22 protein-coding genes are annotated in these 24,622 nt (G+C 71.4%); 5 read left to right on the forward strand and 17 right to left on the reverse strand.

Annotation, left to right across the window (positions count from 1 at the left end; genetic code table 11):
* Positions 1-106: 106 nt before the first annotated feature.
* Genes IEQ44_RS10295 through IEQ44_RS17700 form a run of 5 tightly spaced genes read right to left on the reverse strand, consistent with a single transcriptional unit; the run spans position 107 to position 5,514 of the window.
* Positions 107-1,492 (reverse strand): amidase, encoded by a 1,386-nt coding sequence (locus tag IEQ44_RS10295; protein WP_193638384.1) that lies wholly within the window; start codon positions 1,490-1,492, stop codon positions 107-109.
* The gene (locus IEQ44_RS10300; RefSeq protein WP_193638385.1) at positions 1,489-3,210 is read right to left on the reverse strand and encodes a bifunctional serine/threonine protein kinase/MFS transporter; all 1,722 of its coding nucleotides are present in this window, start codon (positions 3,208-3,210) and stop codon (positions 1,489-1,491) included. The genes IEQ44_RS10295 and IEQ44_RS10300 overlap by 4 nt, the downstream gene beginning before the upstream one ends.
* A 21-nt stretch (positions 3,211-3,231) precedes the next feature.
* Entirely contained in the window at positions 3,232-4,308 is a 1,077-nt protein-coding gene (locus tag IEQ44_RS10305) for a branched-chain amino acid aminotransferase (protein WP_193638386.1), read from the reverse strand.
* Positions 4,309-4,318: 10 nt separating this feature from the next.
* A complete protein-coding gene (locus IEQ44_RS10310) occupies positions 4,319-5,374 on the reverse strand; it encodes a 3-isopropylmalate dehydrogenase (RefSeq protein ID WP_193638387.1) in 1,056 nt (351 codons plus the stop codon).
* Between the two features lie 11 nt (positions 5,375-5,385).
* A complete protein-coding gene (locus IEQ44_RS17700; protein WP_264674465.1) occupies positions 5,386-5,514 on the reverse strand; it encodes a hypothetical protein in 129 nt (42 codons plus the stop codon).
* Here IEQ44_RS17700 and IEQ44_RS17925 point away from each other — a divergent pair.
* Positions 5,513-6,484, forward strand: coding sequence for an O-methyltransferase (locus tag IEQ44_RS17925; RefSeq protein ID WP_319804611.1), 972 nt, complete (start codon positions 5,513-5,515; stop codon positions 6,482-6,484). The two genes, IEQ44_RS17700 and IEQ44_RS17925, sit on opposite strands and share 2 nt — an antisense overlap.
* Before the next feature lie 12 nt (positions 6,485-6,496).
* Here IEQ44_RS17925 and yczE read toward each other — a convergent pair whose 3' ends face one another.
* The 4 genes from yczE to IEQ44_RS10335 form a co-directional block, all read right to left on the reverse strand.
* Positions 6,497-7,213 (reverse strand): membrane protein YczE, encoded by a 717-nt coding sequence (yczE, locus tag IEQ44_RS10320; protein WP_193638388.1) that lies wholly within the window; start codon positions 7,211-7,213, stop codon positions 6,497-6,499.
* Between the two features lie 98 nt (positions 7,214-7,311).
* Positions 7,312-8,898: a phosphoglycerate dehydrogenase gene (gene serA, locus IEQ44_RS10325; RefSeq protein WP_193638389.1), complete on the reverse strand. Its 1,587-nt coding sequence runs from the start codon at positions 8,896-8,898 to the stop codon at positions 7,312-7,314.
* A gap of 71 nt (positions 8,899-8,969) precedes the next feature.
* Positions 8,970-10,094, reverse strand: coding sequence for a DUF418 domain-containing protein (locus IEQ44_RS10330; protein WP_193638390.1), 1,125 nt, complete (start codon positions 10,092-10,094; stop codon positions 8,970-8,972).
* 87 nt (positions 10,095-10,181) lie between these two features.
* Positions 10,182-11,051, reverse strand: coding sequence for a DsbA family oxidoreductase (locus IEQ44_RS10335; protein WP_227487281.1), 870 nt, complete (start codon positions 11,049-11,051; stop codon positions 10,182-10,184).
* Between IEQ44_RS10335 and IEQ44_RS10340 the strand changes: the two genes are divergently transcribed.
* Together IEQ44_RS10340 and IEQ44_RS10345 are read left to right on the forward strand one after the other, a co-directional pair.
* A complete protein-coding gene (locus IEQ44_RS10340) occupies positions 11,050-11,961 on the forward strand; it encodes an ABC transporter ATP-binding protein (protein WP_193638391.1) in 912 nt (303 codons plus the stop codon). The two genes, IEQ44_RS10335 and IEQ44_RS10340, sit on opposite strands and share 2 nt — an antisense overlap.
* Positions 11,958-12,785, forward strand: coding sequence for an ABC transporter permease (locus IEQ44_RS10345; protein WP_193638392.1), 828 nt, complete (start codon positions 11,958-11,960; stop codon positions 12,783-12,785). Before IEQ44_RS10340 ends, IEQ44_RS10345 begins: the two co-directional genes overlap by 4 nt.
* Before the next feature lie 70 nt (positions 12,786-12,855).
* Here the strand turns inward: IEQ44_RS10345 and ilvC are convergent, their stop codons facing one another.
* The 4 genes from ilvC to IEQ44_RS10365 form a co-directional block, all read right to left on the reverse strand.
* The gene (ilvC, locus tag IEQ44_RS10350) at positions 12,856-13,881 is read right to left on the reverse strand and encodes a ketol-acid reductoisomerase (protein WP_193638393.1); all 1,026 of its coding nucleotides are present in this window, start codon (positions 13,879-13,881) and stop codon (positions 12,856-12,858) included.
* 94 nt (positions 13,882-13,975) lie between these two features.
* A complete protein-coding gene (ilvN, locus tag IEQ44_RS10355) occupies positions 13,976-14,521 on the reverse strand; it encodes an acetolactate synthase small subunit (protein WP_193638394.1) in 546 nt (181 codons plus the stop codon).
* On the reverse strand, positions 14,521-16,275 hold the full coding sequence (locus IEQ44_RS10360) for an acetolactate synthase large subunit (protein ID WP_193638395.1): 1,755 nt from the start codon (positions 16,273-16,275) through the stop codon (positions 14,521-14,523). Before IEQ44_RS10360 ends, ilvN begins: the two co-directional genes overlap by 1 nt.
* Before the next feature lie 262 nt (positions 16,276-16,537).
* The gene (locus tag IEQ44_RS10365) at positions 16,538-17,539 is read right to left on the reverse strand and encodes a hypothetical protein (protein ID WP_227487282.1); all 1,002 of its coding nucleotides are present in this window, start codon (positions 17,537-17,539) and stop codon (positions 16,538-16,540) included.
* A gap of 69 nt (positions 17,540-17,608) precedes the next feature.
* Here IEQ44_RS10365 and IEQ44_RS10370 point away from each other — a divergent pair, with 69 nt between their 5' ends.
* On the forward strand, positions 17,609-18,394 hold the full coding sequence (locus tag IEQ44_RS10370) for a hypothetical protein (protein WP_193638397.1): 786 nt from the start codon (positions 17,609-17,611) through the stop codon (positions 18,392-18,394).
* A 17-nt stretch (positions 18,395-18,411) separates the two neighbouring features.
* Here the strand turns inward: IEQ44_RS10370 and ilvD are convergent, their stop codons facing one another.
* The 4 genes from ilvD to IEQ44_RS10390 form a co-directional block, all read right to left on the reverse strand.
* Complete coding sequence (gene ilvD, locus IEQ44_RS10375; RefSeq protein ID WP_193638398.1) at positions 18,412-20,094, reverse strand: dihydroxy-acid dehydratase; 1,683 nt, start codon at positions 20,092-20,094, stop codon at positions 18,412-18,414.
* A 55-nt stretch (positions 20,095-20,149) separates the two neighbouring features.
* Positions 20,150-21,172, reverse strand: a complete 1,023-nt coding sequence (locus IEQ44_RS10380) for an LLM class flavin-dependent oxidoreductase (protein ID WP_193638399.1) — start codon at positions 21,170-21,172, stop codon at positions 20,150-20,152.
* A 114-nt stretch (positions 21,173-21,286) separates the two neighbouring features.
* Positions 21,287-22,114, reverse strand: a complete 828-nt coding sequence (locus IEQ44_RS10385) for an ABC transporter permease (RefSeq protein ID WP_193638400.1) — start codon at positions 22,112-22,114, stop codon at positions 21,287-21,289.
* Complete coding sequence (locus IEQ44_RS10390) at positions 22,111-23,175, reverse strand: ATP-binding cassette domain-containing protein (RefSeq protein ID WP_227487283.1); 1,065 nt, start codon at positions 23,173-23,175, stop codon at positions 22,111-22,113. The genes IEQ44_RS10385 and IEQ44_RS10390 overlap by 4 nt, the downstream gene beginning before the upstream one ends.
* Positions 23,176-23,435: 260 nt before the next feature.
* Between IEQ44_RS10390 and IEQ44_RS10395 the strand changes: the two genes are divergently transcribed.
* The gene (locus IEQ44_RS10395) at positions 23,436-24,608 is read left to right on the forward strand and encodes a PQQ-dependent sugar dehydrogenase (protein WP_319804612.1); all 1,173 of its coding nucleotides are present in this window, start codon (positions 23,436-23,438) and stop codon (positions 24,606-24,608) included.
* Positions 24,609-24,622: the final 14 nt, after the last annotated feature.

The raw sequence follows: 24,622 nt of genomic DNA on the forward strand, positions 1-24,622 counted from the left end.
CCCGGCCGAGGTCCTCGACGACCTACTCTTGACCCACCACAAACACCACGGTGTTGCGTGACCAACTGGAATCCGCCCCGAGATCTCGACCATTTCGGTGGGGGCGTCACCACCCGGGTGGGGTACGGCTGCGCCAGTCGCAGAGATCCTCGAGCTGGCCGGCGAGGGAGAGCAGGAGTCCGTCCTCCGCGGGCCGGGCGGCGAGCATGATCCCGACCGGCAGCCCCTCGGAGGTCCAGTGCGTCGGCAGCGAGACGGCCGGCATCCCGGTCACGTTCCACGCCGACGTCCACGGGGTGAAGCGGGTCTGGGCCGCGAAGTCCTCGGCGGGATCGGCGTCGTTGCGCAGGGCGCCAACCTGCACCGGCGGGCTGGCCAGGGTCGGCGTCAGCACCGCGTCGTAGGGTGCCAAGGCCTCGAGCGCCTGCGCGGCGAAGCGCCGCATCTCCCCGATCGCCAGGCCGAACTCCGGGCCGGAGACGGCCCGACCGCGCTCGGACAGCCACCGGGTCAGGGGCCGCAGCTGGTGCTCGCGCCCCTCGGGTGCGGCGGAGAGCGCCGTCAGCACCGCCCAGCACGTCTCGAAGACGGCGACGGCCTCGCGGGGCAGCGGCACCGGGACGTCGACCACCTCGTGCCCGAGCGAGGTCAACATCGCCGACGCGTCCTCCCAGGCCGTCACGCACTCCCCGTCGACCTCGACGTCGACGAGGACCGGCTCGATGAAGCGGGCGATGCGCAACCGTCCCGGACGCCGTCGCGACGCCTCCAGGAAGGTGTCGTCGGGGTCCGGCGCCCAGGTCGGGTCCCCGACCCGATGGCCCGCCAGCACGTCGAAGAGGGCCGCCGCGTCCGTCACGGTGCGGGCCAACGTCCCGGCGGTCGCCAGGCCGACCGGATCACCGTAGGTCGGTCCACCGCTGATCCGGCCGCGCGACGGCTTGATCCCCACCAGGCCGCAGCACGACGCCGGGATCCGGATCGACCCTCCGCCGTCGGAGCCCTGCGCCACCGGGACCAGCCCGGCAGCCACCGCTGCCCCGGCGCCGCCGGACGAGCCACCCGCGGTGCGCGTGCGGTCCCAGGGCGTCACGGCGGGCGGTGCCACGTCGGGCTCGGTATAGCAGGGTGACCCGAACTCAGGGGTGTTGGTCTTGCCCAGCGACACCATCCCGGCCGCCTCGATCGCCAGCGTGACGTGGTCGGAGAAGTCGGGCACGTAGTCGGCGTAGGCCGCCGACCCGAAGGTGGTGCGCACCCCCGCGGTGGGGTTGAGGTCCTTGATCGCGGTCGGCACCCCGTGCAGCGGCGAGCTGCCCTCCCGCGGCAGTGCGGCCGCCCGCTCGAGGGCGAGCTCGGGCGTACGCGTCACGAACGCGCCGACCTCGTCGGCGCGCCCCAGGTAGTGCTCGACGAGCTCCACCGCCGTCACGTCGCCGTGGCGCACGGCGACACCCTGCTCCAGGGCCGTCAGGTCGTGCCACGCGGTCACGACCCACCCCACAGGCTGTCGACCGGCGCGGGCGGAGGGCCGCTCCCGACGTGGGCGGCTCCGACGGCCAGGCCCCCGAGGGCCGCGAGGAGCACCACGAACCAGACCACCGGGTGGGCGGCGAAGGGTCGCACGAGCGGCGAGACGGTCCATCGCACCCGGGTCGCCCCGGGTCCCCACCACAGGGCGAGCGCGAAGCCCGCACCCATGCCCGCCCAGGTCGTCTCCTCGGGGGCGAGCACGGTGTAGAGCACGAGCCCCACGACGGCGGCCCAGGCGCTGGCCCACAGCAGCAGCGCCACGGTGCCCGGCAGCGACGTGAAGACGTGTGCGGGAGTGGACGCGGCGCTCTGGACGCCGTCGTACCACTTCGCACCGCGCAGCTGGCGGCGCTCGTCGGCGGCCGACGCGGTGCGCGAGAGCGTACGCAGCAGCCAGACCGCCGCGGTCAGCGAGGCGAGCGCGACCCAGGGGGCGGCGGCGAACCACAACGAGATCGCCAGTCCGACACAGAGCAGCAGGACGGCCCGACGCAGCCGCACGCCCAGGCCGACGCGTGCCGGCGGCGCCTGGGTGGGCACCGACCACGGGTCGTCGGTGAAGTCGACGACCCCACCCGGCTCGTCGTCGTAGCCCTCGTCGTCGTAGCCCTCGTCGTCGTGGGCCTCGTCCTGCACCGTGTGCCATCCGTCGGCGGGCCACCCGTCGGAGGGCCAGTGGTCGACGTGCCAGGGGTCGTCGCCCGACTCCTCGACCTCGGGCGGGCTGGTCGGTCGGTGCTGCGTGAGTCGATCCTGGGCCGGTCGGTACTGGGTCAGGGGCCGGGTGACCGGGAAGGGCTCGAGTGGCACCTGGACGGTCGCGTCCTCGGGCAGCAGCTCCGCGTCGTCCTCCCACTCCTGCGACTCGTCGAGGTCGAGCCACGTCAGGATCGCCGCGACCGTGGGCCGGTTGCGGGGCTCCGGGTCGAGCCCGGCCTCGACCACCTCGGCCACCTCGTCGGGCAGGCCGGTCAGCACGTGCTCGCCGCGCCGGACCCGGTCCATCACGGCGGCCGAGGGGCCGGAGCCGAAGGGGGCCCGCCCGGTGCCGGCGTAGGCCACGGTGGCGGCCCACGAGTGGATGTCGGAGGCGCAGGAGGCGTCCTGGCCGTGGAGGATCTCCGGAGCGAGGTAGCCGGGGGTGCCCAGCAGCCACCCCTGGGCGGTCAGCCGCGGGTCGTCGGCCAACCGCGCCAGCCCGAAGTCGATGAGGACGGGCGTACGCCCCTCCATCAGGATGTTGGACGGCTTGATGTCGCGGTGCACCACGCCGACGGCGTGGACGGCGCCGATCGCACGGGCCAGGCAGCGGGCGAACCAGACGAGGTCGTCGCCCTCGAGCGGACCCTCGCGCGCGACCTGCTCGTGCAGGGACCAACCCGGCACGTAACGGGTGGCGACGAAGGGCACGTCGCCCCACGGGTCGGCGTCGATGATCTCGGCGACGAGACGGCTGCGGATGCGCAGGAGCGAGTTGACCTCGCGGGCCAGCCGGGCGCGCGACTCGTCGTCACCGACCACGTTGGGCCGGATCACCTTGAGCGCCACCCGTTCGCCCGAGGGGCTACGGGCGAGGTGCACGACCCCCATGCCGCCCTCACCCAGGCGGGTCAGCACCTGGTAGCCGCTGACCTCCAGCCCGGGCGGGGGCGACGAGGACCGATGGGTGAGGCTCACTCCCCGAGATTAGCCCTCGGCTCAGACGACGCGGCGCATCCACCCGTAGGTGTCGTCGGCGCGGCCGAACTGCACGTCAACCAGCGCCTGGCGGATCCTCATCGTCAACTCGGTGGAGGCGGGGGCCGCCGTGGTGCCCGCGGCGGAGCGCAGCTCACCCACCGGAGAGACGACGGCGGCAGTGCCGCAGGCGAAGATCTCGACGATCTCGCCGGACTCCACGCCGCGGCGCCACTCGTCGATCTCGAAGCGGCGCTCGGTGACGTCGTGGCCCATGCCGCGGGCCAGCTCGATGATCGAGGAGCGGGTGATGCCCTCGAGGATCGTGCCCTCGATCGCGGGAGTCACGATGGAGCCGTCGCGGAAGACGAAGTACATGTTCATCCCGCCGAGCTCCTCGACGTAGCGCCCCTCCTGGGCGTCGAGGAAGACCACCTGGTCGCAGCCGTGCTGGCTGGCCTCCTGCTGGGCGACCAGTGACGAGGCGTAGTTGCCACCCGTCTTGGCCGCACCCATGCCGCCGCGGGCGGCGCGCGTGTACTCCTCGGTGAGCCAGAGGCTGACCGGCTTGAGGCCCCCCTTGAAGTAGGAGCCTGCCGGGCTGGCGATCACCATGAAGGTGACGTGCTGGCTGGGACGGACCCCGAGGAACCTCTCGCTCGCGAACATGAACGGCCGCAGGTAGAGGCTCTTCTCACCGGCGTTGTCGGGCACCCACCGCTCGTCGACCTTCACCAGGGCCTCGACGGCCCCGATGAAGTCCTCGACGGGCAGCTCGGGCAGCGCCAGCCGCTGGCTGGAGCGGACCATGCGCTCGGCGTTGGCCTCGGGACGGAAGAGGTGGACCGAGCCGTCGGCGTGACGGTAGGCCTTCATCCCCTCGAAGGTCTCCTGCGCGTAGTGCAGCACCGCCGTGGCGGGGTCCAGCGTCAGCGGACCATAGGGGGTGATCCGCGCGTCGTGCCACCCCTGTTCCGGGGTCCACTCGACGGTGAACATGTGGTCGGTGAAGTGCACCCCGAAGCCGGGGTCCTCGAGGATCTCGGCGAGCCGGGCGTCGTCGACGCGGGTCTCGGAGAGAGTCGTGCTGATCTCCATGTGACGCAACTTACACTCGGGCCGCGATGGCGTCGCCGATCGCGGCGGTCGGACGGGACTCACCGGCGACGCGCTCGGCGATGTCGGCGGCGACGGCCTGCTCGATGCGCTCCGCACCCTCGGCGAAGCCGAAGAAGTCCAGCAGCATCGCGCCCGAGAGGATGGCGGCGGTGGGGTCGGCCTTCTGCTGGCCCGCGATGTCGGGCGCGGAGCCGTGCACGGGCTCGAACATCGACGGCGTCGTGCGCGACGGGTTGAGGTTGCCCGACGCGGCCAGCCCGATGCCACCGGTCACCGCGGCAGCCAGGTCGGTGATGATGTCGCCGAAGAGGTTGTCGGTGACGATCACGTCGAAGCGGGCGGGGTCGGTGACCATGAAGATCGTCGCCGCGTCGATGTGCAGGTAGTCGACGGCGACCTCGGGGAACTCCTCGGCGACCTCGTTGACGATGCGCCACCACATCGAGCCGGCGTGCACCAGCACGTTGGTCTTGTGGACCAGCGTCAGCTTCTTGCGGCGCTTGTCGGCGCGGGCGAAGGCGTCGCGGACGACCCGCTCGATGCCGAAGGCGGTGTTGAGGCTGACCTCGGTGGCGACCTCCTGCGGGGTGCCCTGGCGGATCGACCCACCGTTGCCGGTGTAGGGGCCCTCAGTGCCCTCACGCACGACCACGAAGTCGATCTCACCGGGGTTCGCCAACGGCGAGGCGACACCCGGGTAGAGCCGCGAGGGACGCAGGTTGACGTGGTGGTCGAGGGCGAAGCGCAGCCGCAGCAGCAGGTTGCGCTCGAGCAGCCCGGGCGGGATGCCCGGGTCGTTGGGCTTGCCGCCGATGGCGCCCAGCAGGATGGCGTCGCGGCCACGCACCTCCTCCAGGACCTCGTCCGGCAGGACCTCACCGGTGGTGAGGTAGTGCTCGGCCCCCAGCGAGTAGTGGGTGGCGGTGAAGGTCTCGGGGGCCACCACGTCGAGGACCTTGAGGGCCTCGCGGGTGACCTCGGGGCCGATGCCGTCGCCGGGGATGACGGCGAGCTCGATCGGGGTCCGGGGGGAGGTGGTGGTCATGGCTCCGGAGGTTAGTTGTCGTCGGGACGCTGGTCGGAGGCATCTCGCAGGTCAACTGCGAGCTGCACCGCGTGGTGGCTGTGGGGGCTCTGCGGGTTGTGACGTCCGGGGCCCCAGTCGGCCGGGTTCAACTCGTACATGCTCTCTCCTGAGGTTCACGACCCCGAGGCCGGGGTCACGGTGGTGCAGGTGGTGGAGGTGTGCGCCGCCGAGGTCGGGGCGGCACCGGAGAGACCACGGATCACGTGGAGGACGTTCCTGCGAGAGGCGCCGGGTGCGGCGGACGGCCGAGGCCGTCGAGCGTGTGACCCCGGGTCGGTGGACCGGGTCGTACGCGGCAGGAACGGTGAGGCGGGAGGGCCGGGGGACACGCCACGGACACCGCGACGAGGTGGCCCTCTGTCAGGCCTCGTCGCGGCGTACGACTACTACGAGTGCGGTCCGCATGATGCGCTGAGCGTACGCCCCCGATCACGCCTTGTCGAGGGTTTCGGCGGCTGGACGACGTACGTCACACGAACGTTCCGGTGTGAGACTGAGCCGGTGAGTGCTCCCCCCGAACTTCCCCAGATCGTGCGTCGCGCCTTCGACGTCTCCCGCAGGGCCGGCTACGTCTCCTTCTGCCGCAACGAGACCGGCCGCCTGCTGGCCGCCCTGGCCGCGACCCGCACCGGGCTGATGGCCGAGTTCGGCACGGGGTGCGGCGTGGGCACGGCGTGGCTGCGCTCCGGGGTGCAGACCGACGCCCGGATCCTCACCGCCGAGCTGAACCCCCGTCTGGCCAAGGCCGCCGCGGAGATCTTCGTCGACGACGAGGCCGTGGAGGTCTTCGAGGCCGACTGGTCCACCCTCGCGGGCAAGGGGCCCTTCTCGCTGCTCTTCCTCGACTCCGGCGACCCCGAGAGCGTGCGGGTCGACGCCATCGCCGACCTCGTCGAGCGCGGCGGCATCGTGGTGCTCGACGACTTCACCCCGTGCGAGTCCTGGCCGCCCATCCACCTGGGGCGGGTCGACACCCTGCGCGAGGAGTGGTTGACCGACGAGCGGTTCACCGCCGTCGAGGTGATGATCGCCCACGACGCGTCGGTGCTGATCGCCACGCGCCGCTGACCGCGGCGCGACTCAGCCGTCGACGGACGGCTCGACGGGCGCGGCTGCCGGCAGCTCGACGACGGCGTAGGGCATTAAGACCTGGGCGAGCGGACCGATCCCCAGCGCGTAGAGCACGGTCCCCACGCCGAACTCGGCGCCGAACCGTCCCCCGAGCAGGAGCCCGACGACGACCACGGCGACCTCGAGGAGCGTACGCACGAGGCGCAGCGACGCCCCGGTGCGGCGCACCAGCCCGGTCATCAAGCCGTCGCGGGGCCCTCGCCCGAGCTGGGCTCCGATGTAGAGGGCCGTCGCGACCCCGTTGAGCACGACTCCACCCACCACGAGGACGACCCGCGCGACGATCGCGTCGGGTTGGGCCACGAGCGCCAGCGTGGCGTCTGCGGCCGCTCCGACCATCACCGCGTTGAGGAGCGTGCCCACCCCGGGCTTCTCGCGCAACGGGATCCAGGCGAGGAGCACGACCAGGCTGGCGAGGATGACGACCTGGCCGAGGGTCAGGGGGGCGAACCGGGTCAGCGCCAGGTGCAGGACGTCCCAGGGCGCCACCCCCAACGCGCCCTGGACCATCAGGCCGAGCGAGACGCCGTAGAGGACCAGGCCGGCCATCAGCTGGGTCAGACGACGCGGCAGCCGACCGGCGCGCAGCTGGGCGACCGGGCCGAGGTCGAGGAGCGGAACCGGCGCCTTCTCGGCACGGGCACCGCGGGCGCGGGCTTCGGACACCGGCCCATCTTCCCCTCCCCCGGGTCGGGCACGAAAACGCGGCGGCCCGGCTCCACCGTGGTGGGACCGGGCCGACTCGGACGACCTGGGGGCCGGGGTCAGGAAAGGTTGACCGCCCGCACCTGGCTGGCGCTCATCGCACCCTTGATCTCCGCGAGGGTCTCGACCGGGATGGCGGAGTCGACGGAGAGCGCGACCAGGGCGTGGCCGCCCTTGACGTCGCGGGCGACCTGCATGCCCGCGATGTTGACGGCGGCCTCGCCGAGGATGCGGCCGACGGTGCCGACCATGCCCGGACGGTCCTCGTAGGTGAAGAAGGCCAGGTGGTCGGTCGGCTCGATGTCGACGTCGAAGCCGTTGACCTCGACCAGGCGCTCCTTCTGCGAGATGCCCACCAGGGTGCCGCTGACGGAGACCTGCTGGCCGTCGGCCAGGGTGCCGCGGATGGTGATGAGGTTGCGGTGGTCGGGGCTCTCGGCCTCGGTGACCAGGCGCACCTCGGTGCCGCGCTCGGCGGCCAGCAGCGGGGCGTTGACGTAGGAGACCTGGTCCTCGACGATGTCGGCGAAGACGCCCTTGAGGGCGGCCAGCTCGAGCACCTTGACGTCGTACTCCGTGATCTCGCCGCGCACCTCGACGTCGAGCTGCTGGGCGACCTCGCCGGCCAGGGCGGTGAAGACCCGGCCGAGCTTCTCGGTGAGCGGGATGCCGGGGCGGACGTCCTCGGCGATGACGCCACCCTGGACGTTGACCGCGTCGGGCACGAGCTCACCGGAGAGGGCGAGGCGCACCGACCGGGCGACCGCGATGCCGGCCTTCTCCTGGGCCTCGTCGGTGGAGGCGCCCAGGTGCGGGGTGGCGACCACGTTCTCGAGCTCGAAGAGCGGGCTGTCGGTGCAGGGCTCCTTGTCGAAGACGTCGACGCCCGCCGCGGCGATCTGGCCGCTCTTCAGGGCGTCGAAGAGGGCGGCCTCGTCGACGATGCCACCACGGGCGGCGTTGACGAGGACGAGCTCCTTCTTCGCCTTCGCGAGCTGCTCGGCCCCGATCAGGCCGACGGTCTCGGGGGTCTTCGGCAGGTGCACGGAGATGAAGTCGGACTCGGCCAGCAACGTGTCGAGGTCGACCAGGCGGGCGCCGATCTGGGCGGCGCGACCGGCCTGCACGTAGGGGTCGTAAGCCACGACCTTCATGCCGAAGGCCTGCAGCCGCTGGGCGACCAGGACGCCGATGCGGCCCAGGCCGACGATGCCGACGGTCTTCTCGAAGAGCTCGATGCCGGTGTACTTCGAGCGCTTCCACTCACCGCTGCGCAGCGCCGCGTGGGCGGGGCTGATGTGGCGGGCGGCAGCCAGCATCAGCGCGACGGCCAGCTCGGCGGCCGAGGTGATGTTGGAGGTCGGGGCGTTGACGACCATGACGCCGGCCTGGGTGGCGGCCTTCACGTCGACGTTGTCCAGGCCAACACCGGCACGGGCGACGACCTTGAGGCGCGTCGCGGCGGCGAGGGCCTCCTCGTTCACCTTCGTCGCCGAGCGCACCAGGATGGCGTCGACGTCGACGATCGCGGAGAGCAGCTCGGCACGGTCCGCCCCGTTGCAGTGGCGGATCTCGAAGTCCGGGCCCAACGCCTCGATGGTGGCGGGGCTGAGCTCTTCGGCGATGAGTACGACTGGCTTGGTCACAGGCTGGGTCCTCAGCAAGTTCAGAAGTGGGTGGGTGCACACGTTGCACGACACTGTGCCTGCGGCCGATGCTACCTGCGCTCGAGCGGCTCCCCGACCTCGGTCCGGGTCGGTGAGACCACCGCAGGGACACGGTCGGGGTCGTGGCCGGGCAGCAATCGGAGTGCGCTGGCGACACCCGTGCCCACCACGCCCTCCAGCGGTCCACGACGCCACGGGGCAGGCAGCCCGAACCTGCGCCACAGCGCGGCCACGAGCACGGCGACCAGTGTCATGCCGACCACGTTGGCCCAGGCGTCGTCCGGGGTCCCCGGGAAGAGGCCGCGAGCCCACCACGCGAGCCAGACGACCTGGAGGCTGTAGACGGTCAGCGTCATGCCTCCGACCCAGGCCAGCGGACGCAGCACCCGACTCACGGGCCACCGCGCGACCAGGAGGCAGGCGACGAACACGCCGGTCGCGAGGGCTGTCACGAAGAGCTCCTCCGACCACGTCGTCTCGTAGGCCACCAGGTCGACGCGTCCCGTCAACCGGGCCCACGAGAGGAGGCCGACGACGCCGATGCACCCCACGAGCAGTCCTGCTGGGAGCGTCAGCCCGACTGGCTGGCCCTGAGGCGGCAGCAGCAGGCGCACGAGGAGGATCCCGACGCATCCGCAGAGCAGCAGCACCGCCTGCGGGTAGTAGTTGCTCACCAGCAGGTCGAACCACCACAGCTTCCCCGTCTCGCCGTCGACGGCCAGCTGGATCCAGGTCGACCGACTGGCCTCGATGGTCCACGGAGCCACGAGCCCTGCGATCACCGCGACCCCCAGGACGAGCGTCGTGGGCAGGCGCGAGACCGCCCAGCACAGGAGGGTCAGCACCCCCAGCGGTGCGAGCACGATGACGATGTGGGCCCCCGCCTGGGCCAACGCCCATCCGAGGGCGAGCAGGGCGGAGGCTCTCACGAACGAGGCGACCGCGTGGGCGGCCGGCCCCAGGGCACGCGCCCCGAGCTCGGTACCTGCCCCCACGAGCAGCGCGAAGAGCGGGAAGGTCAGGAACTCGGAGAGCATGAGGACGTCGCCCGGCCCGGCCCCGGGGGCGGTGTGGGCCACGAACATGGAGACCACCGCGACGCCGCGCGCCAGGTCGACCCCGAGCTCGCGACGGGACGGGGCGCGGGTCTCGGCGTGCGTCAGGTCGGGGCTCACCTGCCCATCATGGCCGAGGAGCGCCCGCGGCGGGGCTCGATGACGGACAGGTGGACCGTCGTCCACCTGCCCCCGCCCGGACCTGCGTCAGACGGCGCACCCGTCGGGGCCGCAGGCCTCCGCGTCGCCGCCCCCGACGAGGTCCAGCTTCGGGTGGGAGTCGTCCCACGCCCGGGCGAGCACCTGCGTGAAGGTCTCCACGGGCTGGGCACCGGAGACCCCGTACTTGCCCTCGACCACGAAGAACGGCACGCCCGTGGCGCCGTACGCCCGTGCCTGCTCGACGTCCGCCCGCACGGCGTCGGCGTACTCCTGCGAGGCCAGCACGGCGTCGACCCGAGCAGCAGGCAGGCCGACGGTCACCGCCACGTCCTGCAGCACGGCGTGGTCACCCAGGTCACGGTTGTCGACGAAGTGGGCGGCGAGGAGGGCCTCCTTGAGCTCACCCTGCAGCGACGCCCCGCCCGCGTCCAGCGCGAGGTGCAGCAACCGGTGGGCGTCCTCGGTGTTGGCGTGCAGGCTGGCGTCGCCGAAGTGCAGCCCCTCGGCGGCAGCCATTTCCTGGGTGCGGGCGAGCATCTGACGCACCTGGTCGGGGCCACCGAAGCGGGCGCCGAGCGCCTCGAGGGTGCTGACCGACTCGCCGCGCGGGGCGGTCGGGTCGAGCTGGTAGGAGCGCCACACGACCTCGACCTCGTCGGCGTGGGCGAAGTCGGACAGGGCGGTCTCCAGACGCCGCTTGCCGATGTAGCACCACGGGCAGACGACGTCACTCCAGATCTCGATGCGCATGTCGAGCAGAACAGCCCCTCCCCCACGCTTGTTCCCACCCGCCGGCCTGTACGCCACGGGCAGGCACCCGGGGTGACCCTGAGGCCGCCTCGGGGTCGGGTGGGGGTGCGGACGGGCGCTCTCCCCGATGCGACGACCCCGCCCCCGGGCCGAAAGTGGGGTCATGATCACGATCGACTCACTCAGCAAGCGCTACGGCGGCTTCCTCGCCGTCGACGACGTCACCTTCACCGCCCGTCCCGGACGGGTCACCGGGTTCCTCGGTCCCAACGGCGCCGGCAAGTCCACCACCATGCGGGTGATGGTCGGGCTCACCCCGGCCACCCACGGCGAGGCCACGATCAACGGGCGCCGCTTCGCCGACCTGCCCAACCCGGGACGCGAGGTCGGCGTGCTCCTCGACGCCTCCGCCCAGCACGCGGGACGGACCGGCCGCGACGTGCTCAAGGTGGCGGCCCTGACCATGGGGTTGCCGCGCACCAGGGTCGAGGAGTCCCTGGCCCGCGTCGGCCTCACCGACGACGAGGCGTCGCGCCGGGTGCGGGACTACTCGCTCGGGATGCGCCAGCGGCTCGGCATCGCCGCCGCCCTGCTCGGCGACCCCTCCGTGCTCGTGCTCGACGAGCCCGCCAACGGCCTGGACCCCGCCGGGATCCGCTGGATGCGCGACCTGCTGCGCACCTTCGCCGACGACGGCGGGACGGTCCTGCTCTCCTCTCACCTGCTGCACGAGATCGAGGTGATCGCCGACGACCTCGTCGTCATCGGCAACGGACGCGTGGTCGCCCGGGGCACCAAGGCCGAGCTGCTCGCCGCGGCGGGCACGGTCGTCCGCGCGCCGGACCCGGACGCACTCACCGTCGCGTTGCAGGCCGCCGGACTCTCCGTCACCCGGACCCCCGACCACGCCCTGCACACCGAGGCCAGCGCCGAGATGGTCGGCCGCGTCGCGCTCTCCGCAGGAATCCCCCTCCTCGAGCTGCGGGCCAGCGACAGCGCCGGCCTGGAGGAGATGTTCCTGCAGCTCACCGCCGCCTCGCAGCGCGAGGGACACACCGAAGGAGCCGCAGCATGAGCACCACCACCACGCTTGCCGGGGCCTCGCGCCAGTCGTACGCCCCCGCGCCCGCTGACGCGCACCCGCCGGCCCCGGGCATCAGCTTCGCCCAGCTCTGCCGGGTCGAGCTCGTCAAGATGTTCAACACCCGCTCGGGCTTCTGGCTGGCCGCCAGCATCGTGATCCTCTCGGTGCTCGCCACCGCCGGGGTGCTGGTCTTCGCGCCGGACTCCGCCATCACGTACGGCAGCTTCGCCACCGCGATCGGGATGCCGATGGCGATCATCCTGCCCGTCATCGCGATCCTCGCCGTCACCTCGGAGTACAGCCAGCGCACCGGCCTCACCACCTACACGCTGGTGCCCTCGCGCTCACGCGTCGTCGCGGCCAAGGCCGTCGTGACGATCGGCATCGGCGTGGTCGGCATGCTGGTCGCCACGGCGATCGGCGCCCTGGGCAACCTGCTCGGCGCGACGGTGCGTGACGTCGACGCGGTCTGGAGGTTCAGCGCGTACGACCTCGGCCTGACGGTCCTGGCCAACGTGATCGGCGTGGCGATGGGCTTCACCCTCGGGGTGCTGCTGCGCAACTCCCCCGCCGCGATCGTGGCCTACTTCGTCTACTCGTTCGTCTTCCCCAACGTCATGGGTGCGCTGGCGTTCTACCGCGAGTCGTTCCACGACGTCTGGCCGTGGGTCGACCTCTTCTACAACCAGACGTTCCTCTACGACAACCGCCCGGACGCGGAGGGCTGGGCGCAGCTCGGGGTCACCGCCGTGATCTGGCTGGTGCTGCCCCTGGCGTTCGGCCTGCGTCGGCTGATGCGCGCCGAGGTGAAGTGAGCCTCGTCCGGAGACGACGACGCCCGCCGACCCAGACGGGTCGGCGGGCGTCGTGCGGGACCGGCGGGGATCAGCGAGCAGCAGAGCCCTCGGTGTAGTCCTCGTCCTGCTGCTTCCACGAGAAGTGGCTGCGCAGCTTCTTGCCGGTCTCCTCGATCGGGTGGGCAGCACCCTTGGCACGGAGCTCGAGGAACTCCTTGGCGCCGTTGTCCTGGTCGTTGATGAAGCGCTCGGCGAAGGCACCCGACTGGATGTCGGCGAGGACGGCCTTCATGTTCTCCTTCACGCGCGGGTCGATGACGCGCGGGCCGGAGACGTAGTCGCCGTACTCAGCGGTGTCGGAGACCGACCAGCGCTGCTTGGCGATGCCGCCCTCCCACATGAGGTCGACGATGAGCTTGAGCTCGTGGAGCACCTCGAAGTAGGCGATCTCCGGCTGGTAGCCCGCCTCGGTGAGGGTCTCGAAGCCGTACTGCACCAGCTGGGAGACACCGCCGCAGAGCACGGCCTGCTCACCGAACAGGTCGGTCTCGGTCTCCTCGGTGAAGGTGGTCTTGATGACGCCGGCGCGGGTGCCGCCGATGCCCTTGGCGTAGGACTTGGCGAGCTCCCAGGCGTTGCCCGAGGCGTCCTTCTCCACGGCGATGATGTCCGGGATGCCGCGACCGGCGACGTACTCGCGACGCACGGTGTGACCGGGAGCCTTCGGCGCGACCATGATGACGTCGACGCCCTCGGGGGCGGTGATGTAGCCGAAGCGGATGTTGAAGCCGTGGCCGAAGACCAGGGTGTCGCCCTCGTTGAGGTTGGGCTCGATGTGCTCGGCGAAGAGGGTGCGCTGGTGCTGGTCGGGGGCGAGGATCACGATGACCTCGGCGTCCTTGGCGGCCTCGGCGGGGGTGAGGACGGTGAAGCCCTCGTCCTCGGCCTTGACGCGGGACTTGGAGCCCTCGGGCAGACCGATGCGGACGTCGACGCCCGAGTCGCGCAGGTTGAGGGCGTGGGCGTGACCCTGGCTGCCGTAACCGATCACGGCGACCTTCTTGCCCTGGATCAGCGTCAGGTCTGCGTCGTCGTCGTAGAACATCTCAGCCACGGGGGCTCTCCTTCATTGCGGGGTGGGTGCCGGCGTCGATCTTCGCAACCGGCAGGGCGGGGTGTCCGCGCGGGGTCTCCCCCGCCGCGGGGGGTCAGGCGTACGACTGGGGCTGCGGCACGGCAACCGGCGCGGGGCGGGTGGTGCGCTCGGTGATCGAGCGGGAGCCACGCCCGATGGCGACCATGCCCGACTGCACCAGCTCACGGATGCCGAAGGGCTCCATGACGGCCAGGAAGTCGCGCAGCTTGTCGGAGTTGCCGGTGACCTCGATCGTCACGGCGTCCGGCGCCACGTCGACGACCTTGGCCTTGAAGAGCTGGATGGCGTCGAGCACGTTGCCGCGGGTCTCGGCATCAGCCTTCACCTTGACCAACAACAGCTCGCGGCGCACCGAGGCCGGGCCGTCGAGCTCGACGATCTTGAGCACCTCGACCAGCTTGTTGAGCTGCTTGGTGACCTGCTCGAGCGGGAGGTCCTCCACGTTGACCACGATGGTCATCCGCGAGACCTCGGGGTGCTCGGTCGGGCCGACGGCCAGGCTGTCGATGTTGAAGCCGCGGCGGCTGAAGAGGGCAGCCACGCGGGTCAGGACGCCCGGCTTGTTCTCCACCAGGACCGACAGGGTGTGCTTGCTCATCAGAGGTCGTCCTCGTCGAACTGGGGAGCCATGTCCCGGGCGTACTTGATGTCGTCGTTGCTCGTGCCGGAGGCGACCATCGGCCACACCATGGCGTCACGGTGCACCCGGAAGTCGACGACCACCGGCTGGTCGTTGATCTCCATGGCCTTCTCGATGGTGGCGTCGACGTCGGCCTCCGACTCGCACGAGAGGCCCACGCAGCCGAGCGCCTCGGCCAGCTTCACGAAGTCGGGGATCCGCTTGGAGTGCAGGTCGGTGTTGGAGTAGCGCTCGTTGTAGAAGAGCGTCTGCCACTGGCGCACCATGCCGAGCGACTCGTTGTTGATCACCGCGACCTTGATCGGGATGTCGTTGATCGCGCAGGTGGCCAGCTCCTGGTTGGTCATCTGGAAGCAGCCGTCACCGTCGATCGCCCACACGGTGGTGTCGGGCATGCCGACCTTGGCGCCCATGGCGGCCGGCACCGAGTAGCCCATCGTGCCCAGGCCACCGGAGTTGAGCCAGGTGTTGGGGCGCTCGTAGCCGATGAAGTGGGAGGCCCACATCTGGTGCTGGCCGACGCCTGCGGCGTAGATCGCCTCCGGGCCCGCGATCTGGCCCAGACGCTCGAGCACGTACTGCGGGGCGAGGCTGCCGTCGGCCGGCTTGTCGTAGCCGAGCGGGTAGCGCTTCTTCATGCCGGCGCAGAAGTCGATCCACTGCTCGTAGTCACCCTCGCGCCCCTGCTCGGCCTCGGCCTGGAGGGTGGCGAGCAGGTCGACGAGCACCTCGCGGGCGTCGCCCACGATCGGCACGTCGGCGTGGCGGTTCTTGCCGATCTCGGCCGGGTCGATGTCGGCGTGGATCACCATCGCGTGCGGGGCGAAGGAGTCCAGGTTGCCGGTGACGCGGTCGTCGAACCGGGCGCCGAGGCTGATGATGAGGTCGGAGCGCTGCAGCCCGGTCACCGCGGCCACCGTGCCGTGCATGCCGGGCATGCCGAGGTGCTGCGGGTGGGAGTCGGGGAACGCACCGCGCGCCATCAGGGTGGTGACCACCGGGATGCCGGTGTACTCGGCCAGGGCGCGCAGCTCGCGCGACGCACGGGCCCGGATGACGCCGCCACCGACGTACAGCACGGGGCGCTTGGCCGACAGCATGAGGCGGGCGGCCTCACGGATCTGCTTGCCGTGGGGCTTGGTCACCGGGCGGTAGCCGGGCAGGTTGACCTCGCGCGGCCACTCGAACGTGGAGGTCGCCTGCAGCGCCGACTTCGTGACGTCGACGAGCACCGGGCCGGGGCGACCGGTGGAGGCGATGTGGAACGCCTCGGCCACCACCCGCGGGATCTCGGCGGGGTCGGTGACCAGGAAGTTGTGCTTGGTCACGGGCATCGTGATGCCCCGGATGTCGGCCTCCTGGAAGGCGTCGGTGCCAATGAGCGAGGAGCCCACCTGACCGGTGACGGCGACCATGGGCACGGAGTCCATGTAGGCGTCGGCGATAGGGGTGACGAGGTTGGTCGCACCCGGGCCGGAGGTCGCCATGCAGACGCCGACACGACCGGTGGCCGCCGCGTAGCCCTGGGCCGCGTGACCGGCACCCTGCTCGTGACGCACGAGGACGTGACGGATCTTCTGCGAGTCCATCAACGGGTCGTACGCCGGGAGGATCGCGCCGCCCGGGATGCCGAAGATGTCAGTGACACCCGCGTGCTCCAGGGACCGCACCAGGCTCTCTGCGCCGGTGACCGCGCCGTCCTGCTCGCTCATCTCTGTCTCTTCCTCACTGCCCTGCTCGGGACTGCCCTGCTCGGTCGGCTGCCGGGGGTCGACAACCGTGGTGTGCCCAACAAAAAACCCCTCGGCCGAAGTCGGCGACGAGGGGTGACGCGTGCGTCTGAAGAGAACTTCAGCTCACGCGTCGCGTGCGTACGAGAAGGTCCATGCGCATGGGCCCTACGGTCGCCGCTGTGGGCACCCGACGTCAACACAGTCTGCCACGTCGTCTTGCATGGTGAACACGTCGTCTTGGTCACTGGAAGCTGACGAAGCGCACCGCGGGCCGGATCCGGCGCACGGCGCGGGCCCGCATCATCGGGGTGTCCTCGTCGATGAAGAGCTTGAACCCCATCCGCAGCTGGCGCGGACGGGCGAGCACACCGTAGGTGTCGAGCTTCTGGCCGGGCGTGCCGAACCCGTCGACGTGGAGCACCTCGGCCAGGTGCGGCCGGTCGACGAGCCGCTCGGGGCGCACGATCATGCTCGACCTGAACTGGTGGAGCATGAAGACCTTCTCGGGCAGGTCGTGTCGGGCGGTGAGCCGGTCGAGCCAGGCCGAGACCCGGTGCACCTCCCGCGCCCGCACGGAGCCGATGACCCGCCCCGGCACTTGGTGGCGGCCCATCCGCCACTCGGGGTCGAGCGCGAGTCCGACGTGCGGCTGCTCCAGCGCCCACCGCCACCGCTTCGCGACGGTGAGGAAGTCGTCGCGACCCGGCTGGAGGTCGAGCACCACCAGCGCGCCACGCCGCTCGGCGGCCTCGACGTAGCGGCGTACGTCGCGGCGGGCCACGTCGTGGTTGAAGTCTCCGCCCTTGCCCGGGAACGGGTCGGCGACGGTGACGATCAGCTCGTAGACGGGCAGCAGCCGTTCGCCGGGGCGTACGAACGGGCGGCCGGCTCGCACGAGGTCGCGGTGCATACGCTTCGGAGGTTGCTCCCCCAGCACGCCGAGGACCCCGGTGCCCGGAGTGCCGTAGTAGGCCACCAGGAACCGGTTGCGGCCGAAGACCTTGCGACCACCCCCGGGCAGGCTGGCTGGCGTGGCCTTCGTCCTGGTGGGACGAGGTGTCGCGGTCGGGGTGCTGGCCACCGGCGAGGCGTCCTGGTCGTCCGGCGCCGGGGCGGCCAGCGTCCGTTCAGGGCCTGCGGCCGGGACGTCGCTCCCCCGGTCGTCCACCGTCGCGAAGGCCACCAACGCCACGAGTGCCATCACGATCGCCAGCACCGACGCGACCATCCGCTTGCCCCCCATGGCGGACAGGGTAGTCAGCCGCGCGGACGCCGACCGCATCGACGACGCGTGCGTGGGAGCATGCACGCCATGGACGGAGAACGCTGGTCGATCCGCCACGACGGTCGGCTCCACGAGGTCCACGTCCGTCGTCGCCTGGTCAACGTCGTCGTCGAGTGGCGCGTCGACGGAGAGCTCGTCTCCCGCGCCGAGGACGTCGACTCCACGCTCGTGCTCTGCCCCGATGAGGGCCACGAACCGGCGCTGGGCGCCGTCGGCGTGAAGGCCCCCACGTTCCTCAAGGCGACCCGACGGGTGGTGCTGCGGCCTCCCAGCAGGGAGCTCGACGACTCCGACGACGGGACTGGCGAGCGGGACTCCGACGGTGAGGATCTGACCGAGGGAATGATCTCCCTCCTCCTCTCCTTCAACGACGGCACGCACGACCTCGTCCCCGACCCGGGCACGCGCGGCGCCCGACGGCAGCAGTGGATCGTCGACCACCCGGTCCTCTTCATGTGGGCCGAGCTCCTCACCGCTGGCCGTGGCCTGGTCGGGGTGCTGCTGCTGACGGCCGTGATCCTGCCGCTGCTCGAGCACCTGGTTCCCAGCCTCGAGGTCGAGGTGCCGAGCGTCGACGTGCCGGACCTCCCGACGCTGCCGCTGCCGTCGATCCCCTGGCCTGACCTGCCGGACATCTCGCTGCCCAGCATCCCCGGCCCGGACTGGCTGTGGGACGCCACCCAGCTCGCCGTGGTCCTCGCCGTCGCGTGGCTGTTCTCCCGCAGGGAGGTCAGGCGCCTCCGCGCAGAGATGGCGCGGCGCAACGCCACGCCGAAGGAGCCGGCCCCGGGAAGCTCCGGGACCGGCTCCTGACGCCGTGCGGCTGTCCGTCAGCTGGTGACGGCACCCTTGCTCGCCGACTGCACGAGCTTGGAGTACTTGCCGAGCACCCCGTGGGTGAACTTGGGCGGCTGCGCCACCCAGCCCTGCTTGCGGCGCTCCAGCTCGTCGGCGTCGACGTGCAGCTCGAGCGTGCGGTTCGGGATGTCGAGGGTGACCTGGTCACCGTCCTGCACGAAGGCGATCGGTCCCCCGTGCGACGCCTCCGGGGCGACGTGGCCGATGCACGGACCAGTGGTGCCACCGGAGAAGCGACCGTCGGTGATGAGCAGGGTGTCCTTGCCCAGCCCGGCGCCCTTGATGGCGCCGGTGATGGCGAGCATCTCGCGCATGCCGGGGCCACCTGCGGGACCCTCGTAGCGAATGATCACCGCGTCGCCCTTGACGATCTTGCCCTCGGCCAAGGCGTCCAGCGCGGCGCGCTCGCGGTCGAAGACCCGCGCGGTGGCGGTGACGACCTCGGCGTCGAAGCCGGCCGACTTGATGACGGCACCCTCGGGGGCGAGCGTGCCCTCGAGGATCGTGATGCCGCCCTTGGCGTGGATCGGCTGGGCCACGGAGTGGATGACGCTGCCGTCGACGCTCTTGGGCGCCAGCGCCTCGAGGTTCTCGGCGAGGGTCTTGCCGGTGACGGTCAGCACGTCGCCGTGCATGAGCCCGGCGTCGAGCAGCGCCTTCATGACCACCGGGATGCCGCCGATCTTGTCGACGTCGGTCATCACGTACTTGCCGAAGGGCTTCATGTCGGCCAGGTGCGGCACCTTGTCGCCGATGCGGTTGAAGTCGGCCAGCTCGAGGTCGACGTCGGCCTCGCGGGCGATCGCCAGCAGGTGGAGCACCGCATTGGTGGAGCCACCGAGCGCCATCGTGATCGCGATGGCGTTCTCGAAGGCCTCGCGCGTCATGATCTGGCGGGCGGTGATGCCGTGCTTGAGCAGGTTGACCACAGCCTCGCCGGAGCGGTGCGCGAAGCCGTCACGGCGACGGTCGACGGCCGGCGGGGCGGCGGAACCGGGCAGGCTCATGCCGAGGGCCTCGCCGATGGAGGCCATCGTGTTGGCGGTGTACATGCCACCGCAGGCGCCCTCGCCGGGGCAGATCGCCTTCTCGACGCGCTTGACCTCGTCCTCGGTGATCTTGCCGGCCAGGCAGGCACCGACGGCCTCGAAGGCGTCGATGATGGTGACGTCCTTGCCGTCGACGTTGCCGGGCATCGTCGAGCCGGCGTAGAGGAAGACGCTGGAGAGGTCGAGGCGGGCGGCGGCCATCAGCATGCCGGGCAGCGACTTGTCGCAACCGGCCAGCAGCACGGAGCCGTCGAGGCGCTCGGCACTCATGACGACCTCGACGGAGTCGGCGATGACCTCGCGGCTCACCAGCGAGTAGTGCATGCCGTCGTGGCCCATCGAGATGCCGTCGGAGACGGAGATGGTGCCGAACTCGAGGGGGAACCCGCCGGCGGCGTGCACGCCGTTCTTGACGGCCTTGGCCAGCCGGTCGAGCGAGAGGTTGCAGGGGGTGATCTCGTTCCACGACGACGCCACACCGATCTGCGGCTTGGCGAAGTCGTCGTCCTGCATCCCGACAGCGCGGAGCATGCCGCGGGCCGCGGCCTTCTCCAGACCGTCGGTGACGTCGCGGGAGCGGGGCTTGATGTCGGGAGCGTCGTTCATGGGCCCAGATTAGTCCGCCTCCGCGCTGCGCGTGGGGGCGGACCAACCTCGGACGTCAACGCCAGCCGAGGCCCGGAGCCACCTGGGTGAGCAGCGACTCGAGCAGGTGGGCGTTGTAGTCCACCCCCAGCTGGTTGGGCACCGTCAGCAGCAGCGTGTCGGCGAGGGCGATCGCCTCGTCGCCGGCGAGCTGGTCGACCAGCACGTCGGGCTCCGCGGCGTACGACCGCCCGAAGACGGCGCGCAGCTGCGGCTCGATCTGGCCGACCTGGTCGCGGCTGTTGCCGTCGTGGCCGAAGTAGGCGCGGTCCTTCTCCGTGGTGATCGGCATGATCGAGCGGCTGACCGAGACCCGCGGCTGCCAGTCGTGGCCGGCCTTGGCCCACTCCTCGTGGAACGCCTCGATCTGCTTGCGCTGCTGCACGTGGAAGGGCTCGCCCGACTCGTCGGCGACCAGGGTCGAGCTCATCAGGTTCATGCCCTGCTGGGCGGCCCACCGTGCCGTGGCCTCCGAGGCCGCGCCCCACCAGATCCGCTCGCGCAGCCCCTCGGAGTGCGGCTCGAGGCGCAGCAGGCCGGGCGGGTTGGGGAACATCGGCCGCGGGTTGGGCTGGGCGAAGCCCTCCCCCTTCAGCACCTCCAGGAGCACCTGGGTGTGGCGCCGCGCCATGTCGGCCTGGTCCTCGCCCTCGGCGGGGGCGTACCCGAAGTAGCGCCAGCCGTCGATGACCTGCTCCGGTGATCCCCGGCTGATGCCGAGCTGCAGTCGCCCACCCGAGATGAGGTCCGCCGCGCCGGCGTCCTCCGCCATGTACATGGGGTTCTCGTAGCGCATGTCGATCACGCCGGTGCCGATCTCGATCCGCTCGGTCTTCGCGCCCACGGCGGCGAGCAGCGGGAACGGCGAGGCGAGCTGGCGCGCGAAGTGGTGCACCCGGAAGTAGGCGCCGTCACCCCCGAGCTCCTCGGTGGCGACCGCGAGGTCGATGGACTGCAGCAACGTGTCGGAGGCCGACCGCACGTGGGAGTGCGGGGAGTCCGTCCAGTGCCCGAAGTTCAGGAACCCGATCTTCTTCATGATTGGTTCAACAATCAACCATCCGATTCATTCCCGTCCCCCACCGGCCGGGGTTGCGGTGCATCCGCGTCATCAGGTGACGTGCATCCACCGCAACCCGCAGCAGGCGCCGCCTCATTCGGTCGTACGCCGCCGGAAGGCCGCGAGGGCCAGCGGCGCGAGCACGACGGTCAGGGCGACGGTCCAGATCACCGTCGAGAGCACGGGGTGCTGCAACGGCAGCGCGGCGTCGGGGGCCACGGGGGTCGTGTTGCCCCACAGCTCTCGGACGGCCTGCACCAACGACGAGATCGGGTTCCACTCGGCCACCACCCGCAGCGCCTCCGGCATCCGCTCGGTCGGCGCGAAGGCGTTGGAGAGGAAGGTGATGGGGAACATCACCGTGAACATGACGCCGTTGACCGACTCCACCGACCGCATCGTCGAACCCACCAGGATGCCGAGCCAGATCATCGCGAAGGCCCACAGCACGAGCAGTCCGTAGGCAGCCACGGCCTCGAGGAACGAACCGCGGATCCGCCAGCCCACCACCAGCCCGGTGATGCTCATGACCACGATGCCGAGGGATGAGTGCACCAGGCTCGAGAGGCTGCGCCCCACGAGCACGGAGGCCAGGTGGATCGGCAGTGAGCGCATGCGGTCGACGATGCCCTTGTCGATGTCGGCAGTGAGGCCGACGGCGACGATGAAGGAGGCGAACGCCATCGTCTGCGCCATGATCCCGCCGAGCAGCCACTCGCGGTAGCCGTCGGCGGCGCCCTGCACCGCGATCGCGCCCCCGAAGACGTAGGCGAAGAGCAGCACGAACATCACCGGCTGGAGCGTGACGTCGAGCAGCATCTCGGGCATCCGGCGGATGTGGATCAGGTTGCGGCGGGTGATCGCCCACGACTGGCGCGCCAGCGAGGTGGGCCGGATCTGCGGTCGTTCGATCGCGCTCATGCCGACACCTCCTCGTCCTCGACCGGCAGGTCGTCCTCGGCACGGCGTCCGGTCAGGTGCAGGAAGACGTCGTCGAGGCTGGGACGCTGCAGCCCGAGGTCGTCGAGGTCGATGCCGCTGTCGGCGAAGGCAGCGGCGGCCGCGGTGACGTCGCCCAAACCTTGGGCTGGCGCGGTGAGTCGGCGTGCGGGCGTCTCCACGTGCACCTCGGAGCTCACCGTGCGCAGGAGCTGCTCGGCCCGCCCGAGGTCCTCGGCGCGCGAGACGGTGACCACGAGCGCGGCCCGGCCCGAGGCGTCCTTGAGCTGCAGGGGCGTGCCCTGGGCGATGACGGTGCCGCGGTCGATGACGACGATGTCGTCGGCCAGCTGGTCGGCTTCCTCGAGGTACTGGGTGGTGAGCAGCAGGGTGGTGCCGTCGGTGACCAGCCCTCGCAGCACGTCCCACAGCTCCACGCGACTGCGCGGGTCGAGCCCCGTGGTCGGCTCATCGAGGAAGAGCACCGGCGGCGTGGCCACCAGGCTGACGGCGAGGTCGAGACGGCGCCGCATGCCGCCGGAGTAGGTCTTCACCACCCGCCGGCCCGCGTCCGTCAGCGAGAACCGTTCCAGCAGGTCGCCGGCGATGCGCCGCACCGTCGCCGAGCTCAACCCGTAGAGGCGTCCGACCAGCTCGATGTTCTCCACACCGGTGAGCAGCTCGTCGACGGTCGCGCTCTGCCCGGTCAGGCCCATGGAGCGGCGTACGCCGTCGGGGTCGGTACGCACGTCGTAGCCCGCCACCCGCGCGATGCCGCTGGTGGGACGCGTGAGCGTCGTCATCATCCGCACGGTCGTGGTCTTGCCGGCCCCGTTGGGGCCGAGCAGCCCCATCACCGTGCCGCGTGGCACGGAGAAGCTGACGCCGTCGACGGCGACCGTCTCCCCGAACCGCTTCACGAGGTCGACGGCCTCGATGGCCACCTCGCCGCTTCCTGCTGCGACTCCCATCGCACTCCCCCAGACCGGCGCCCCGAGCAGGCACCGGTTCTTCACCGTACGCCCGTGCCACGGCCGCGCCAAGAGGTTTTCGTGGGGCTCTCAGCGGGCGTCGCGGCGCCCTCACGCCAGGCCCCGGGCGCGTTCACACAGATGTCACACAAGCGTGACACGGACGTCTCGACGGGTTCCTAGTGTCCTCCGCAGGGCTCCCGCAAGGGCCGCCCCGGCCGCCCTCCACAATGACGTGGTGGACCGGCCGGGGCGATTTGCGGCCCTCGCCTCCTCCGTCCGCTCGCTACGCTGGTGCGACCGATGCGACCGGGAGGTCCCCAGTGCGACCAGTGACGATCGTTGCCCTTGCCGCGACCGCGGCGCTGGCCGCCGCCTGCTCCTCCGAGCAGCAGCGCACCACCCCCACCCCGGAGCCGTCGGCCTCGCCCAGCGTGAGCGAGTCGCCCAGCGTGAGCGCGTCGCCCACCCCGGGCCCCTCGGCGCGCCCGGGCCAGGACGGCGGTCCCCCCGAGGTCGCGGGAGCCGTCGCCCGCAACCTGCGGGTGCCGTGGGGCCTCGCCTTCCTCGACGACGGCTCGGCGCTGGCCACCGAGCGGGACTCGTGGCGACTGCTGCACCTGACCCCGCGCGGCGAGGGGTGGCGTACGCGTGACCTCGGCGTGCTGGCGACCGGACCGGGCTCAGGACCCAGCGTCGAGGGCGGCCTGCTCGGCATCGCCGTCGAGCCCGACGGGGGTGAGGACCCGCGAGTCTTCGTCTACGTCACGACCGCCGAGGACAACCGGGTGGTCTCCGCCACCTGGGAGGGTGGCGGCTTCTCGGAGTGGGAGCCGGTGCTGACCGGCATCCCGCGCTACGACTACCACGACGGCGGCCGGATCGCCTTCGGTCCCGACGGCCACCTCTACGTCGCCACCGGTGACGCCGGCCAGCCCGAGCTCGCCCAGGACCAGGAGTCGCTGGCCGGCAAGATCCTCCGCATGCGCCCCGACGGCACCCCCGCCCCTGGCAACCCCGACGGCGACTCGCTCGTCTACTCCTCGGGCCACCGCAACGTGCAGGGGCTCGCCTGGGACGACGACGGCCAGCTGTGGGCCAGCGAGTTCGGCGAGAACAGCTACGACGAGCTCAACCGCATCGAGGCCGGCGGCAACTACGGCTGGCCCGAGGTCGAGGGACGCGCGGCCGACAACCCCGGCGCCGACGCCGACGACTACGTCGACCCCGTGGCCGTCTGGTCGACCGACGAGGCCTCCCCCTCCGGTCTGGCCTGGGCCGACGGTCGCCTGTGGCTCGGCGCGCTGCGCGGCACCCGACTGTGGGAGGTGCGCATCGCCGACGACGGCAAGGCCACCTCGACGCCACACTTCGTCGGGGAGTACGGCCGGATGCGCACGGTGGTGGCCACCCCCGAGGGCGAGCTGTGGGTGACGACCTCGAACCACGACGGCCGCGGTGAGCCCGCGCAGGTCGACGACAGGATCCTGCGCCTGACCTGGTGAGGCACCTCGGTCTC

Source organism: Nocardioides malaquae (assembly GCF_015070385.1).
Classification (GTDB): Bacteria; Actinomycetota; Actinomycetes; order Propionibacteriales; family Nocardioidaceae; genus Nocardioides; species Nocardioides malaquae.